Genomic DNA, 13,362 nt, shown 5'->3' with positions numbered 1-13,362 from the left:
GGAAATGAACTTTATGACTACGCAGACCAAGGCGCTGGATGCGCCTCTTAAAATCAACTCTCAACACATTATTGTTTCTTTAATCTCGGTTGCGACGTTTGTCTTTTTTACCACAATCGGTTTGAACCATGAGGAAGGCGAAGCCTACGGATGGATGAGTCTTTTACCAACGGCGTTGGTATTGGTCTTTGCGCTGACAACACACCGAACTGTGGAAGCCCTCTTTAGCGGCGCTATTGCCGGTGTTCTTCTGCTTAACCCAACTGAAGCGGTGGAACAGATTGTTGATATTTCCATGAGTGTAATGATGGATGAAACTATTGCTTGGATCATCCTCGTTTGTGGTTTGATGGGCGGCCTAATTGCTATTTTGGAGAAAGGCGGCAGTATCTTAAGCTTCTCCGACATGCTGGTCACGAAAGTAAAAAGCCGTAAGCAATCGATGCTGATGACCTTTGCTTTAGGTATTCTGATCTTTATCGACGATTATTTGAATGCGATTGCAATTTCTTCCTCAATGAAAAAAGTTACGGACGGCTACCAAATCTCGCGTGAAAAGCTCTCATATCTTGTGGATTCAACCGCCGCGCCTATCTGTATCCTCGTACCGATTTCCACTTGGGCAATTTTCTTCAGTTCGTTGCTAGAAGCAAACGGAGTAGCAGAAGCGGGAGATGGTATCAAAGCATACATTGAAGCTATTCCATACATGGCTTACGGCTGGGTAACGCTGGTGATTGTTTTGCTGGTTGCAATGGAAAAGATCCCAGATCTAGGTGCGATGAAAAAGGCAGAAAAGCGTGCGAAGAATGGTCAAGTTCGTCCAGACGGTGCAACAGATGTCGACTTTGGTCCCGATGTATCTGCACATACCAACCCAACCATGGGCCTTGTCAACTTCTTGTTACCAATGATCGTACTTGTTGCCGCAAGTTGGTATTTTGGTATCGATCTACTTGCTGGTGTTTTCGTCGCGTTAATCTTTACTATTAGCTTTTACGGCGCACAAAAACTGATCTCGATGAACGACATGTTCGAAGCTGTTTATGATGGCATTAAAGTTATGCTACTGCCGCTTGCGACCGTTATTGGTGGTTTCATGTTGAAATCGGTCAACGACTCATTGGGCGTCACGCAGTATGTCATTGAGACCGTCAGCCCTTACCTGTCAGCGTCTTACTTCCCTGCGATTATCTTTATGATTACGGGCGCGTTGGTATTTGCAACGGCATCGTCTTGGGGAACGTTTGCAGTAGCGATGCCAATTGTTCTACCTTTGGGCGAACAGCTTGGTGTGCCTCTACACTTAACCGTTGCAGCGCTGCTTTCAGCATCAGCGGCAGGGAGCCACTCTTGTTTCTTTAGTGACTCAACCGTGTTATCTGCACAAGGTTCAGGCTGTACAGCAATGCAACACGCAACCACACAGTTTCCTTATGCGTTGATTGGTATTGTTGCAACCGCGATTTTCTTCTTCATCATCGGTTAGCCCCTTTATCTAATTGCAAAACCCTGCTCAAAAATAGCGGGGTTTTGTTCTATCAAGTCAAATGATCCTCTTAAAACGACTTTACGCCCGTTCAGTATAAAAATACTCAAAGATATACAGCTGCACTCAATAAGGGTTTGGTAAACCTAATATTCTTGGTTTACGCTTAGCGAAGCGTTTACTGCGCAGCAAGGCAGCTTTTGAGTAACTTAAATGCCGCCTTAATACAGTGTTAACGGTTGGAGAGACATGAAAAAGTTAGCCCAAGAGATATGGATATTTGACGGAGATCCCGTCCAATTCTTAGGACTCCCATACACCACTCGTATGACTATTGTTAGGCTTTCTGATGGTGGCCTTTGGGTTCATAGTCCAATTCAGTTCTCAAATTCGATTAGAGAGCAAATCAACAATCTAGGCCAAGTGAAATACTTAATCGCTCCTAATCATTTACACCACTTGTTCTTATCTGAATGGGTATCTGCCTATCCTAGCGCAGAAGTTTATGGCACAAATGAAGTCATTAAGAAGTGCCGTGATATACACTTTCACGCTTCACTTAACCAAGGCGGTAATGCTTGGAACTCTGAGATTGAACAAGAACTATTTTCTGGCTCTCCATTAATGGAAGAGTGTGTGTTTTATCATCGACTTTCAAAGACCTTAATTGTTACTGACCTCGTCGAGAATTTTTCTGGCCAGGACTTTAACTACTGGCAGCGGTTTGTGGCTAAAGGGGCCGGTATTCTTGCTCCGAATGGAAAAATGCCTTTGGATTGGCGCCTAAGTTTTATGTTTAGCAAACAAGAGGCTCGAAAACACTTAAATAAATTGCTGTCTTGGAAACCTAATATATTGGTTATGGCTCACGGCGAAATCGTCCTTGATAATGCAGACGAGTTCTTACAGCGCTCTTTTAAGTGGCTAGTATGAGACAGCATTGAAAACTCACACAACAGAATAGACAAGAAGCTATTTTAAAACATTAGGCCCTTTTAGCTTAGTCTTAGGGACGAATTTACAGCACTACACGTTATGTTTAACGATAAGATCCCCTGTTCCTCTTAATTGAGCATTATGCAGCAATTTAAAATTCCGTTAGAATTGCACTTCAAAAACTTCAATGCGAAGAATTCTGGACATTGATACGGACATAAGTTCAAGAGTTAACATAACGCTATAGCAATCTCTTACTAATAATTTGCTTCGAGACATTGGCATACTCCCGAAACAAACCCTTCTACTCTATAGGTTTTGTTAATAACAGTTGCCATGCTTGTTAGTTATTCTCGTTGAACTCAGTATCTTGAAGTTGTTTGAATATATAAATTTAAAAAAAGAGACATAAGATGCACAAAAAACTCATCATTCTAAGCTTGCCTATTCTATTAGCTGCATGTGCGGCACCAAAGTATACGGTAGAAACAATCTCGAAAGAAAATCAGAGCAAGGAAATCACCATCGTAAAAGACAACGCCACGCGAGATGTTTTCTTAGATTCGATGCAAGACTGGTGTTTGGATACAGCCCATAAATGCACAGTCGTAAGCGACGGCACGCCTCCTGTTAGCTCTGAGCTAACACTTACTTACGTATCACGCTGGAGCTGGGATTTTAGAACATTTATCGCTGATGCTCAGATCAAAGCCTACAAAAATAACGAAAAAGTAGGACAAGTTGAATTTAAAGCACCAAACAGCGCGAATCCAGATAAATGGGGTAAAGACAACAAACGAATCATTTCGATGATGGATTTGTTATTCGGTAAACAAACCGTGAGTGAGGCTCAATCCAAGATTAAGCTGGGCGAAATGTAATGAGCCGAACAATTGCCCATTTAACAAGCATCATATATTTGTAGAGAAAGATAGGAATGTTTAAGTGACTGAAGTCAAAACCATTGGGCTTTTCTTTATAACCGCCATTGCAGAAATATTAGGCTGCTACTTACCTTATCTCTGGTTAAAGGAAGATAAGTCAGTTTGGCTTTTGGTACCAGCAGCGCTATGCCTTGCTATGTTTGCTTGGCTTCTATCTTTACATCCTACCGCAACTGGCAGAGTTTATGCCGCTTACGGTGGTGTCTATATTTTTGTCGCAATTCTATGGTTGTGGTGTATCGACGGCGTTCGACCAACGCTCTGGGACATAGTGGGGGTTTCTGTCGCTATGCTTGGCATGTCAATCATCATGTTTTCACCCAGAGCATCCTAAACGTAACCGAGGGAAACCCTTACGCTTAGTATTTTGGCTATGTGCTAGATTTATTGATTAATAACATTATGACGTAATTGCTACATAGCCAAAGTACGCTTGGGCTTCACCCCAAAACAGCGCTATTTATAGGAGATACTAATGAACCATGCAGTGAAGGCAAGATTTGATGAGTATCCAAAACATGTGCGTATTCGGATAGAAGAGCTACGAAATATCGTCTTAACTATCGCTTCTGAATTAAAACTGGGGGAAGTTGAAGAATCTCTAAAATGGGGAGAGCCAAGCTACAGTGTGAAAACAGGTAGCCCGGTAAGGATGGATTGGAAACAGAAAACGCCTAGTCGTTATTATCTGTTCTTTAATTGCCAAACTAAGCTCTTCGACACATTCCGCGAACTGTATAGTGACTCACTTGAGTTTCAGGGTAATCGAGCAATAATTCTATCTTTATCAGCACCTTTGCCAGAAGCTTCAATCAAGACCTGTTTAGAATTAGCATTAACCTATCAAAAGCGAAAGAACTTACCTCTTTTAGGTATGTAAAATCGCTTAATAAAACTATTTACGGCCGATTAACCATATTCAACTACTCTACCTTTGTATCCTTTTTAATGCTTCCACAGTAAAGTTTTAGATTAAGTGGTCACGTTAATAGCGCCGTAACCAAACTAGTAATATCGAAATAAAGAAGAGTTTATGAAATCAAAAATCTTGTTCTTACTTATGCTTGGAGCTCATTTCAATGCTTTTTCAGCGACGAACTATCAAGTCAATGTGGTAGTAACAGAGCCTCAATCAACATTCATTTTTCCGACTTTTGAAATATCCTCTAAAGGAAAAAGCAAAACCAGTTTTGTCGACGGCTGCACGTACTTAGGAACCCTTTCAGAACCGAGCAAAAATAGCATACAGCTTGAAGCTACCATGTCATGCAACCGAGATGGCGCTACGTCAAGGATGGAAATGCCGGTATTTGTACTCAACTCCGAGGGTCAAAGCGCGAGTTATGATCTTGTAGAAAACGGGATCGTGATGTGGAAATATTCTGTAGAAGTTAAGCCGTCACTTAAAAAGTGATATATCAGAAATACTAAAGTAACAATCAGCACTATTAACCGCCGTTTAAGTGTAATAGGTATATTCTTTACGACTTAATGACGTTACTTGTTGCCGCAAGTCTCCAACTCATGTACAAAACAGCCCTAATTTTAATAGGAGCTAAGTGGCATGAATTTAATTGTACGTCAGGTAACTTTAGGTGATGCTGAAGGCATTACAAACGTCCTCAATCCCATCATTATTGAAGGTTTATACACTGTATTAGATACGCCTTTCACACCTGAAGAAGAAAAAGAGTTCATTACTCATTTCCCAGAACGGGGCGTGTTTACAGTCGCTTTATCCGAAAATAGCTCACAAGTCATTGGTTTCCAAAATATCGAGCCCTTTGCACAATATACAAAAGCTTTTGACCATGTTGGCATAATTGGTACGTTTGTTAGTGACGGTGCTCGTGGCCAAGGTGTGTCTAAACAGCTTTTCAAATCGACATTCGAAGTAGCCAAACAAAAGGGTTACGAAAAACTATTTGCGTACGTTCGCAGCGATAATGAGCGAGCGTTATCAGCCTATCTCAAACAAGGCTTCGAAATCGTAGGGACCGCGAAGAAGCATGCAAAAGTTCGTGGGAAATACGTAGACGAAGTCCTCATTGAGAAGTTTTTGTAGGTGTTAAGTCGCTAAACACTAAGCACGCATATAAGAACATTTGAACCAAGACTCAATTTCCGTCGTAACAATGTCTTTTCTAAAATAGGTTATTTGAAATGAAACTGACCTCGGAAACTGAGTCAAGAATAATAGAAATGGCATGGGAAGACCGCACCCCATTTGAGGCTATCGAATTTCAATTTGGTTTGAATGAATCCGACGTGATTCAGTTTATGCGTAGCCGGCTCAAATCAAGTAGCTTTAAATTGTGGCGTAAAAGGGTTTCGGGGCGCAATACAAAACACAACAAGCTACGAAACTCAGACATCATTAGAGGTTATTGCCCAACTCAATATAAGCCGCGATAGCGAACTGCACTTGGCATAAATTTTTATTACGAATCGCAACATTTATCGCCCTACCTTTGAACCAACTTCATGATTGGAGGGGAATAGTCACCACTTAATTCAACCTAGGTGTTTCAGGGCGATAATAAATTCAATGGGAGTCATATTAACATCCTCAGACGCCATCAAACTAATGATTCCACAGAAAAGATTGATACAAAACGCCCACTAAAAGTAACTCAGATTAAGGCGTCATTTAACCCGTGTATCAATCTCTTTTACCTTCTATTTAGGCACTAGAATCACTAACCTTCTATTTTATCTTTGAAGGCACAGACAAAAAGCTGCATGATTAAAAAGGAAAAATAGCGGATAACGGTTTAACAAGCACTCGGAGCTTGGAGGCAATTTTGAACAAATTACTTATGATATTTGCGTTGGTTTCTTTACCTTGCTTGGCTTCTGCTGATGTTGAAGATCCCTGCAAAGTAAAAGGCGGTGGCGTTATGGCTGGTTATCAGTGTGTAGAAAAGAAGATGGAATCTGCAGATAAAGAGCTTAACGAAAGTTACAAGGAAGCAATCGCTAGAATAGGTGAGGAAGAAAAAGCACTAAGGGAAACATGGTCTCAGACCGAACTGGTAGAGCCATTTCGAAAGGCCCAAAGAGCTTGGCTAAAATACAGAGACGCCGAATGTGAATTTACGGGCCTGTCTTCCACACCCTCACCCTGGCAAGGTGTCCAGATTGAAGAGTGTAAGTTAAGAATGACGTTAGAACGCGTCGAGTACTTCAATGGTGTATACGTAGGCTAAACGGATTACATCTAACAAGGCACTTCAATAAGATTCGCAACTCTTGGCAATTTCAGTTTAAATGTACTCTGTGTTTAAGATGCAAGCGTTCAGGTTGTGCGTAAAGCTAATATGGGTGTGAAATAATTATGGAAAAAGACGATTTAGTTGGGCTAGTAGTTAAGTATTTCGAGAAAATAGATGCCGGTGATCCTAGCTATCTGGATCTATTCTCAGAGGATGTTGATTTTTTCTTTCCTAAATTTGGGCAAGCGAAAGGAAAGAGTGCCTTAGTGGAGTTTGGCAATAGGATTGGTAGCTCGTTGATTAGTATCTGGCACGACATAGACGGCTTTCAAATAACGACTGCTGGAAACAAGGTCATTGTTGAAGGACAGGAAGGCGGCGTAATGAGTGATGGTACCTCTTGGCCGGACAACAAAGTTTCCACAGGGCGTTTTTGTAGTGTATTTGAGTTTGAAGGAAAAATGATAAGTCGTATGTTTGTGTACGTAGATCCTGACTTCCCGAGTCGAGATTTTGAGAGAATTTCCGTGCTGTCAGGCGAGAGCAACGTGCGACAAACTGTTCAAGCCTGAATACTACCGTTACCGCATAGCATCTTTGTCATACGGTAGTATTCGTAGTTAAGGTGTGTTGAGGGCTTTGATATCGCTTTACTCACACCTTATCAGTGCGTTAGCCACATTCCCTTACTGATAGAAATGCTACTTTCTTCAATCGTCCTGTATTATGATAATGAAAAAGATTGCATTAATTTTAAGATTAAAATGAACCAAAAATTTTTTCTAAAACTACTCCCTGTCCCTTTTCTTCTAGCCGGCTGCCAGTCTACGCAAAGCCAGCTACAGCCTATACCTGAAAACGTATTATCAAACCTATCGACTCAATGGGCAGTGGTAGAGGCCTGTTTTCATTCCGATGCTTATAGCTTAGAGCAATCGGTAAACTATCGAGAGGCCATTAACTATTCTTTTTCTACTTGGCTAGTCGATCAGTCCGATATCGATCAGTCGGTAAATGAAGCTCGTGTAGCGTTATCAGAATATCAGTCTCAGAATGATGGTTTAGGAACAACATGTAAGGATTGGCACCTACCCCTAGAATCTGGATTGCGAGAAGTTAACAATCATAAGAATCAAGTGGCGATAGACCAACAGCGAGCACATGAAATACATAAAGCCAACGCTTCTAAACCTGTGACGTATTCAACACCAGCATCTACTTCGACTAGTAATGTTGTTCACTGTTACAAATTGGAAGACGTTAGCTTGAATAAGAACATTCAAACCTTTAATGGAATGATATGCCCTATAGGCTGGCTTAAATATTATGGCTATTAATGTATTTGATTAATACAGGACTTAAGAATGAACTCTAAGTTTAATTTTTAGTTCAAGATTGGGTTTCTTGTTTACAATGTTATGTTTCCAGTTGGATTACCGTATTTGAATAGATTGACGAAGTTAATCAATATATGTGTATTGATGCTTACTTTTTATCGAGTTATCTTTGTTTGATAGCCATTAAAACGAGTAAGGAAACAAAGTGACTGTGTTAACAAAAGGCATACACCACGTAGGTTTAACCGTATCTAACCTAGAAGCAAGCGCGAAGTTTTTCACTGAACAATTAGGTTGGAGTGAAGTAAAAAGAAATCCAGACTACCCGGCAATATTTGTGAGTGATGGGCATATCATGCTTACACTATGGGCGGCTAAGGCTGATGCCGCCACTCCATTTGACAGAAAAACGAATATTGGTTTGCATCACTTAGCTTTACTGGTAGAGACTGAGAAGCAACTCTATGAGTTGCGTGATCAATTTATGGCGTCGGGAATCGAAATTGAGTTTGGTCCCGAGCTTGTTAAAACAGGACCCGCAAAACATTTAATGTGTTACGACCCAAGTGGTATTAGGGTTGAGTTTTTCTGGGCGGGCTCATAAAACAAACATAACAAAGTTTTATAATAGGGATTTGGTACACATGGCATTGTTAGTTTGCACCGCCTTTGGTGTTTAAGGTGCTCAGCAGAAGCTTGTGTATTGAATGCCCTCCCCTCCTACTACACATTTTGCGACTTACGAGTAAGTCCAAAAGGATAAATGTTATGTATAAAATCGGCGTTGTTTTATTTGATGATTTCACGGATGTCGATTTCTTTCTTATGTATGACTTGCTAGGGCGCACAACCGACAGTTGGACAGTAAGTATACTTGGAACTAAATCTGAACATCATTCCCACCTCGGTATGAAAGTTAAAACAGACGGACACCTTTCTGAGGTGACGAATCAAGATGTCGTTCTTATTACAAGCGGCAAACGGGGTATTCCAGCCGCTTTAAAAGATGCTGAATTTATGTCAGCGTTGAATCTTGATCCAAATAGGCAGCTAATAGGTTCGATTTGTGCGGGATCATTCATCCTCCATGAACTCGGTTTACTAAAAGGCAAGCGATTAACAACAAACCCAGATGCAAAGGATGTTCTACAAAGTATGGGAGGAGATGTTAAGGATCTGCCTCTCGTGATAGACGGTAATGTAGCGACGGCCGGTGGCTGTCTTTCACTGATGTATCTAATTGGTTGGTTAACAGAGCGGCTATTTGACTCAAACAAACGAAAAGCTATACAAAATCAATTGATACCTGCTGGGCAATTAGATCTATTTGAAGAGCTTATTGCCACAACTATTCAATCAGCAGAGTTAGCAAGCTCGGATAACAAGGCGTTAAATAATCATTCATAACATGTGGTGTTTTACATGACATTAGTTTTAGTGTTTAGGGTAAGTCACACATCAGTCTTGTGTGACTTACCCTTGAACATAACGCCACTTGGGGAAATTAACTTACAGGGAGTAAATCAATTGGTAAAAATGTACGGTTCTGAAGAGACAAGAGCGTTTTGCTGTAACTGTAAAGAAGTAACGCTACATCGGTACGAAAGCTTCTCTAAAGCGCAGGAAAAGACCGAGAAAAAAGCTAAAGGTTTCTTCTCTAGTCTATTTGCAGCAATAATTGGCTCATTAATGGAAGGCGAAGCGACTGGTGACTACAAATGTACAATATGCGGCACTAATCTTCACACGCCAGATAATTTAGATTAATAGTCATTGTCTCTAATGCCACAGCAAGTGGCACGCAACATGATTTATAGACGGCTCTAGTGGGTTTGAAGCGTATGCACCTTATGCATTGCATTTAGGGTTTTGAGGTTGTGTTGCGGATCAAGTAGTGCGCTTTTATCTCTGACAAGGGGCTAAAGCAGAGCAAAAACAAGGGACAAGAAAAGAAGTAGTTTTACTTGAGTATCAATGAATTACAGACACAAAAAAGCCCACCAAAAGGTGGGCTTTTTTAAAATTTGGTGGGTCCGGGCGAACTCGAATCGCCGACCCCTACCATGTCAAGGTAGTACTCTAACCAACTGAGCTACGGACCCAAATTTTTATGTTCCTAACCATTCAATTCAGAATGGTGCGTCCGAGTGGACTCGAACCACCGACCCCCGCCATGTCAAGGCGATACTCTAACCAGCTGAGCTACGGACGCATTTCTCTGGAACGACGAGGATATTAGCTATAAGCGAACGGTGGTGCAAGCACAAATTTACCAACTTTGAACCGTTTGGCGAAAATGTAAACTCAACACGCGTTTTCAGATGATTTTATCAGCAAAGCTGAATCCTTCATGGATTAAAAGTGTGATCTATATAACTTTTATTATCTCACTTAATTGTCGTAAGGCACTTCACTGAGCATCCAAATCTGTAAGGTTTGCGATACCTTAGGGCAAGTGCCGAACAAAATCTGATATTTAGGTTTAAATGGTTCGCCGATATAGGTTGTACGGATCAACTCTCCTGTTTTGACGTCTACTTGAGTGCTCACCCTGCCTTTGAAGTTTTGAAATATGACAAACTGCTCACTGTGGTAAACCATTTGCTCTCGGTAAAACAAGAAATGATCTTGGGGTGTCTCTGTCAATTCACACTCCAGTGGTTTCAAATTAGGTATCGCACTAACATTCGATGCGATGAACAACGCCGATAAAATCCATCCGTATCGCATATGGCTGCCCTATTCTGCCCTCTTTTTCAAAGTATAGGCCCTGCCTTGATGACTGATACAAAAAAGGCTTTGATCATCTCTAATCAAAGCCCCTTGTTTCTGCTGGTTAATTGTCGTGTTTAGTCGTCCGCCTCAAACACAACGTTATAATTTTCGGTGTATGTACAATTCGGCTGACGGCTACAAGTAAAGAAACGTCTCCCTTTGAACTCACCTTGGCTTGCGGTTTTAATGATCATCGGACTGCCGCATTTTTTACAAAAACGCACTTCTTTATCGGGCTCAATCAAATCAATGTGTGCCGCAAGCAAACGACGTAATCGCCCAACTTGATAACTGTGCTTTATCGAAGCGCCAATTAAAGGCAGGTTGGCCGTCTTACAAACATGAATCAATAACTTTTGTCTTTCTATCTTACCCTTGTTTAGCTCCTGCCCATTATCCAATTCAACGATAACGCGCGGCTCTAGTGTCCTTGGGTCACAAATAACGTAATCAAAATAGCTTCGAGATATACGGTTGTTCGCGACAAAAAACTGCTTCTTATTTTTGATTTCTTTTGGCGTAACCAAACTGGACATGTTTACTTTCGCGAATACTACGGCATGCTCCCCTACCGCCGCTCTTAACGCATTATAGAACGCACCCTCTTGACCTCTGAGCAGAGGGCCTTTCGAGCGATAAGGATAATCACGCGTGTCATCGTGCTTAATCACGTACTTTTGAATAACAAAGAAGAATAAAACCAGAAGAACAACAATGATAAAAATGTTGGTCATAAATAAAGTGCATCCAAAACAACTCGTTGCTCAAAGCGTAAATGGAAATGTTATGCAGAGCAACAAAACCTCGCAATTTTGAGGCGCCACGACGATAGCGAGAAACAGAAAATTTTGCTCACCAATAAAAACGAGCCAATCACACACTTGGATTGGCTCGTTTAAATTTTGTTAATACATTATGTATGCTAAGAATCAACTATTAGCGTCTGGCTGATTCTCTGGCATCGCATCAATAAAAGCTGGCAGTTGATTGCATGACTGCACAACAGCGTTAATGGTTGGATAAAGAGAGGTATCTACACCAAAGCGTTGTGCGTTATAAAATTGTGGTACCAGACAAATATCGACAATAGATGGCGAGCTTGTCAGGCTAAACTTGCAATCACCATTTAGTTTACGATGCTTCTGAAGTTTCTCTTCTAATGCTGTAAAACCTTTGTGGATCCAGTGATGAATCCAAGCGACTTTGCGCTCTGGTTCGCAAGCTAGCTCCCCCTCTAAATACTGTAGAACTCTTAAGTTATTCAGGGGATGAATCTCCATTGCAATATCCTGAGCCAAAGCTAGCGCTTGGTATCGAAGCGGCGTTTGCTCGGGGATCACAGTGACATCCGGGTAGTGTTCTTCTAAGTATTGAATGATCGCCAGTGACTGGGTTAACTGAACCTCCCCATCCACCAGCAAAGGAACCAGTTCAGAAGCGTTTAACTCATGGTACTCGTCACTGTGTTGTTCGCCACCATTGCGCACCAAGTGTACCGATTTTGAATCATACGATAACTCTTTAAGATTCAAGCAAATACGCACACGATACGCCGCCGATGATCGCCAGTATCCGTATAAAATCATGCTATCGCTCATATCGTCTCCCAACCAGCATTGTTAGTGCTTGAGATATTGGCTAACTTGTTGGTCAATCGAGCCGAATATGTTGTTGCCATCCGCATCGAACATTTCCAATCTGATTGAATCTCCAAACGACATGAAGTTAGTCGACGGCTTACCATCACGAATGGTTTCAATCATGCGAACTTCCGCGATACATGAATAGCCAACGCCACCTTCTTCAATAGAAGTGCCATGTTCCGTTCCCTGCTTGTTGGATACCGTACCTGAGCCTATAATCGCCCCAGCAGATAGCGGGCGCGTTTTAGTCGCGTGAATAATTAAGTCTGCGAAATCAAACGTCATATCGATACCTGCATTCGGGCGACCAAACGGCTTGTGGTTGTAGGTCGAGACCAATGGTAAATGCACTTTGTTTTCGTACCACGCATCGCCTAGTTCGTCTGGTGTTACTGCCACAGGAGAAAACGCAGAAGAAGGTTTAGATTGGAAAAAACCAAACCCTTTAGCTAATTCTGCGGGAATTAGCCCACGCAGTGAGACATCATTCACCAGCATGATCAAACGAATCGACTCCTGAGCCTCTGCAACACTCGCGCCCATTGGTACGTCACCAGTTACCACAGCCACTTCACCTTCGAAATCAATACCCCATTCATCACTCGCAAACTCGATGTTGTCACAAGGACCAATAAAGGCATCAGAGCCTCCTTGGTACATCAACGGATCGGTCCAAAAACTCTCTGGCATTTCAGCGCCGCGAGCTTTTCGAACCAACTCAACGTGGTTTACGTAAGCACTGCCATCAGCCCACTGATAAGCGCGAGGAAGCGGCGACTCGCAGTAGTGCGCTTCAAACTCTTCATACCCTGCAACCGTGCCATTGTTCAGTGCAACGTATAGCTCTTCCAGTTGCGGTGCTAGCGTATCCCAGTTATCAAGTGCCACCTGCATCGTCGGTGCTAAGTTCATGGGGTGGAAAATTTCTGTCGCTGGTACGCAGCGCGTTAAGTCTTTGCTCACGACCATCAACAAACCGTCACGAGTGCCATTTTTCTTGGTTGCTAATTTCATCCTTGCCTC

General features: G+C 41.9%; 18 protein-coding genes and 2 tRNA genes. 14 read left to right on the top strand and 6 right to left on the bottom strand.

Annotation, left to right across the window (positions count from 1 at the left end):
• Positions 1-13: 13 nt before the first annotated feature.
• From R7E42_RS00700 to R7E42_RS00635, 14 genes are all read left to right on the top strand, one after another.
• A complete protein-coding gene (locus tag R7E42_RS00700; RefSeq protein ID WP_005377816.1) occupies positions 14-1,489 on the top strand; it encodes a Na+/H+ antiporter NhaC family protein in 1,476 nt (491 codons plus the stop codon).
• A gap of 249 nt (positions 1,490-1,738) precedes the next feature.
• Positions 1,739-2,422, top strand: coding sequence for a DUF4336 domain-containing protein (locus tag R7E42_RS00695; protein ID WP_025766735.1), 684 nt, complete (start codon positions 1,739-1,741; stop codon positions 2,420-2,422).
• 416 nt (positions 2,423-2,838) lie between these two features.
• Entirely contained in the window at positions 2,839-3,306 is a 468-nt protein-coding gene (locus R7E42_RS00690) for an Sbal_3080 family lipoprotein (protein ID WP_005385757.1), read from the top strand.
• Between the two features lie 64 nt (positions 3,307-3,370).
• Complete coding sequence (locus tag R7E42_RS00685; protein WP_005377819.1) at positions 3,371-3,703, top strand: YnfA family protein; 333 nt, start codon at positions 3,371-3,373, stop codon at positions 3,701-3,703.
• A 141-nt stretch (positions 3,704-3,844) separates the two neighbouring features.
• Positions 3,845-4,249: a DUF1801 domain-containing protein gene (locus R7E42_RS00680; RefSeq protein WP_318072259.1), complete on the top strand. Its 405-nt coding sequence runs from the start codon at positions 3,845-3,847 to the stop codon at positions 4,247-4,249.
• Positions 4,250-4,402: 153 nt separating this feature from the next.
• Positions 4,403-4,783 (top strand): hypothetical protein, encoded by a 381-nt coding sequence (locus tag R7E42_RS00675; RefSeq protein WP_033905190.1) that lies wholly within the window; start codon positions 4,403-4,405, stop codon positions 4,781-4,783.
• A 150-nt stretch (positions 4,784-4,933) separates the two neighbouring features.
• The gene (locus tag R7E42_RS00670) at positions 4,934-5,434 is read left to right on the top strand and encodes a GNAT family N-acetyltransferase (RefSeq protein WP_017633971.1); all 501 of its coding nucleotides are present in this window, start codon (positions 4,934-4,936) and stop codon (positions 5,432-5,434) included.
• 98 nt (positions 5,435-5,532) lie between these two features.
• A complete protein-coding gene (locus tag R7E42_RS00665) occupies positions 5,533-5,784 on the top strand; it encodes a TIGR03643 family protein (RefSeq protein ID WP_005377824.1) in 252 nt (83 codons plus the stop codon).
• A 404-nt stretch (positions 5,785-6,188) separates the two neighbouring features.
• Complete coding sequence (locus R7E42_RS00660) at positions 6,189-6,578, top strand: lysozyme inhibitor LprI family protein (RefSeq protein WP_054865629.1); 390 nt, start codon at positions 6,189-6,191, stop codon at positions 6,576-6,578.
• Between the two features lie 128 nt (positions 6,579-6,706).
• Positions 6,707-7,156: a nuclear transport factor 2 family protein gene (locus R7E42_RS00655; protein ID WP_005377826.1), complete on the top strand. Its 450-nt coding sequence runs from the start codon at positions 6,707-6,709 to the stop codon at positions 7,154-7,156.
• A 192-nt stretch (positions 7,157-7,348) separates the two neighbouring features.
• Entirely contained in the window at positions 7,349-7,921 is a 573-nt protein-coding gene (locus R7E42_RS00650) for a hypothetical protein (RefSeq protein WP_225466652.1), read from the top strand.
• A 205-nt stretch (positions 7,922-8,126) separates the two neighbouring features.
• Positions 8,127-8,525, top strand: coding sequence for a VOC family protein (locus R7E42_RS00645; RefSeq protein WP_031780991.1), 399 nt, complete (start codon positions 8,127-8,129; stop codon positions 8,523-8,525).
• A 164-nt stretch (positions 8,526-8,689) separates the two neighbouring features.
• On the top strand, positions 8,690-9,328 hold the full coding sequence (locus tag R7E42_RS00640) for a DJ-1/PfpI family protein (RefSeq protein WP_206953252.1): 639 nt from the start codon (positions 8,690-8,692) through the stop codon (positions 9,326-9,328).
• Between the two features lie 129 nt (positions 9,329-9,457).
• Complete coding sequence (locus R7E42_RS00635) at positions 9,458-9,688, top strand: hypothetical protein (RefSeq protein WP_318070549.1); 231 nt, start codon at positions 9,458-9,460, stop codon at positions 9,686-9,688.
• Between the two features lie 258 nt (positions 9,689-9,946).
• On the opposite strand, the gene R7E42_RS00630 is transcribed toward R7E42_RS00635, so the two are convergent.
• The 6 genes from R7E42_RS00630 to R7E42_RS00605 all read right to left on the bottom strand — a co-directional run bounded on the left by R7E42_RS00630 (position 9,947) and on the right by R7E42_RS00605 (position 13,353).
• Positions 9,947-10,023: transfer RNA gene (locus tag R7E42_RS00630), tRNA-Val, on the bottom strand.
• Between the two features lie 33 nt (positions 10,024-10,056).
• Positions 10,057-10,133: transfer RNA gene (locus tag R7E42_RS00625), tRNA-Val, on the bottom strand.
• A 179-nt stretch (positions 10,134-10,312) separates the two neighbouring features.
• A complete protein-coding gene (locus R7E42_RS00620) occupies positions 10,313-10,651 on the bottom strand; it encodes a hypothetical protein (RefSeq protein ID WP_005377830.1) in 339 nt (112 codons plus the stop codon).
• A gap of 119 nt (positions 10,652-10,770) precedes the next feature.
• Positions 10,771-11,430 (bottom strand): DUF2726 domain-containing protein, encoded by a 660-nt coding sequence (locus tag R7E42_RS00615; protein WP_005377831.1) that lies wholly within the window; start codon positions 11,428-11,430, stop codon positions 10,771-10,773.
• A gap of 195 nt (positions 11,431-11,625) precedes the next feature.
• Positions 11,626-12,294, bottom strand: a complete 669-nt coding sequence (gene maiA, locus R7E42_RS00610; protein ID WP_005377832.1) for a maleylacetoacetate isomerase — start codon at positions 12,292-12,294, stop codon at positions 11,626-11,628.
• Positions 12,295-12,315: 21 nt separating this feature from the next.
• Positions 12,316-13,353, bottom strand: a complete 1,038-nt coding sequence (locus R7E42_RS00605; protein ID WP_005377833.1) for a fumarylacetoacetate hydrolase family protein — start codon at positions 13,351-13,353, stop codon at positions 12,316-12,318.
• Between the last annotated feature and the right edge of the window lie 9 nt (positions 13,354-13,362).

Source organism: Vibrio sp. Vb1337 (assembly GCF_033338715.1).
GTDB classification, from domain to species: Bacteria; Pseudomonadota; Gammaproteobacteria; order Enterobacterales; family Vibrionaceae; genus Vibrio; species Vibrio alginolyticus.
This window is presented reverse-complemented; position numbering and strand designations above follow the sequence as displayed.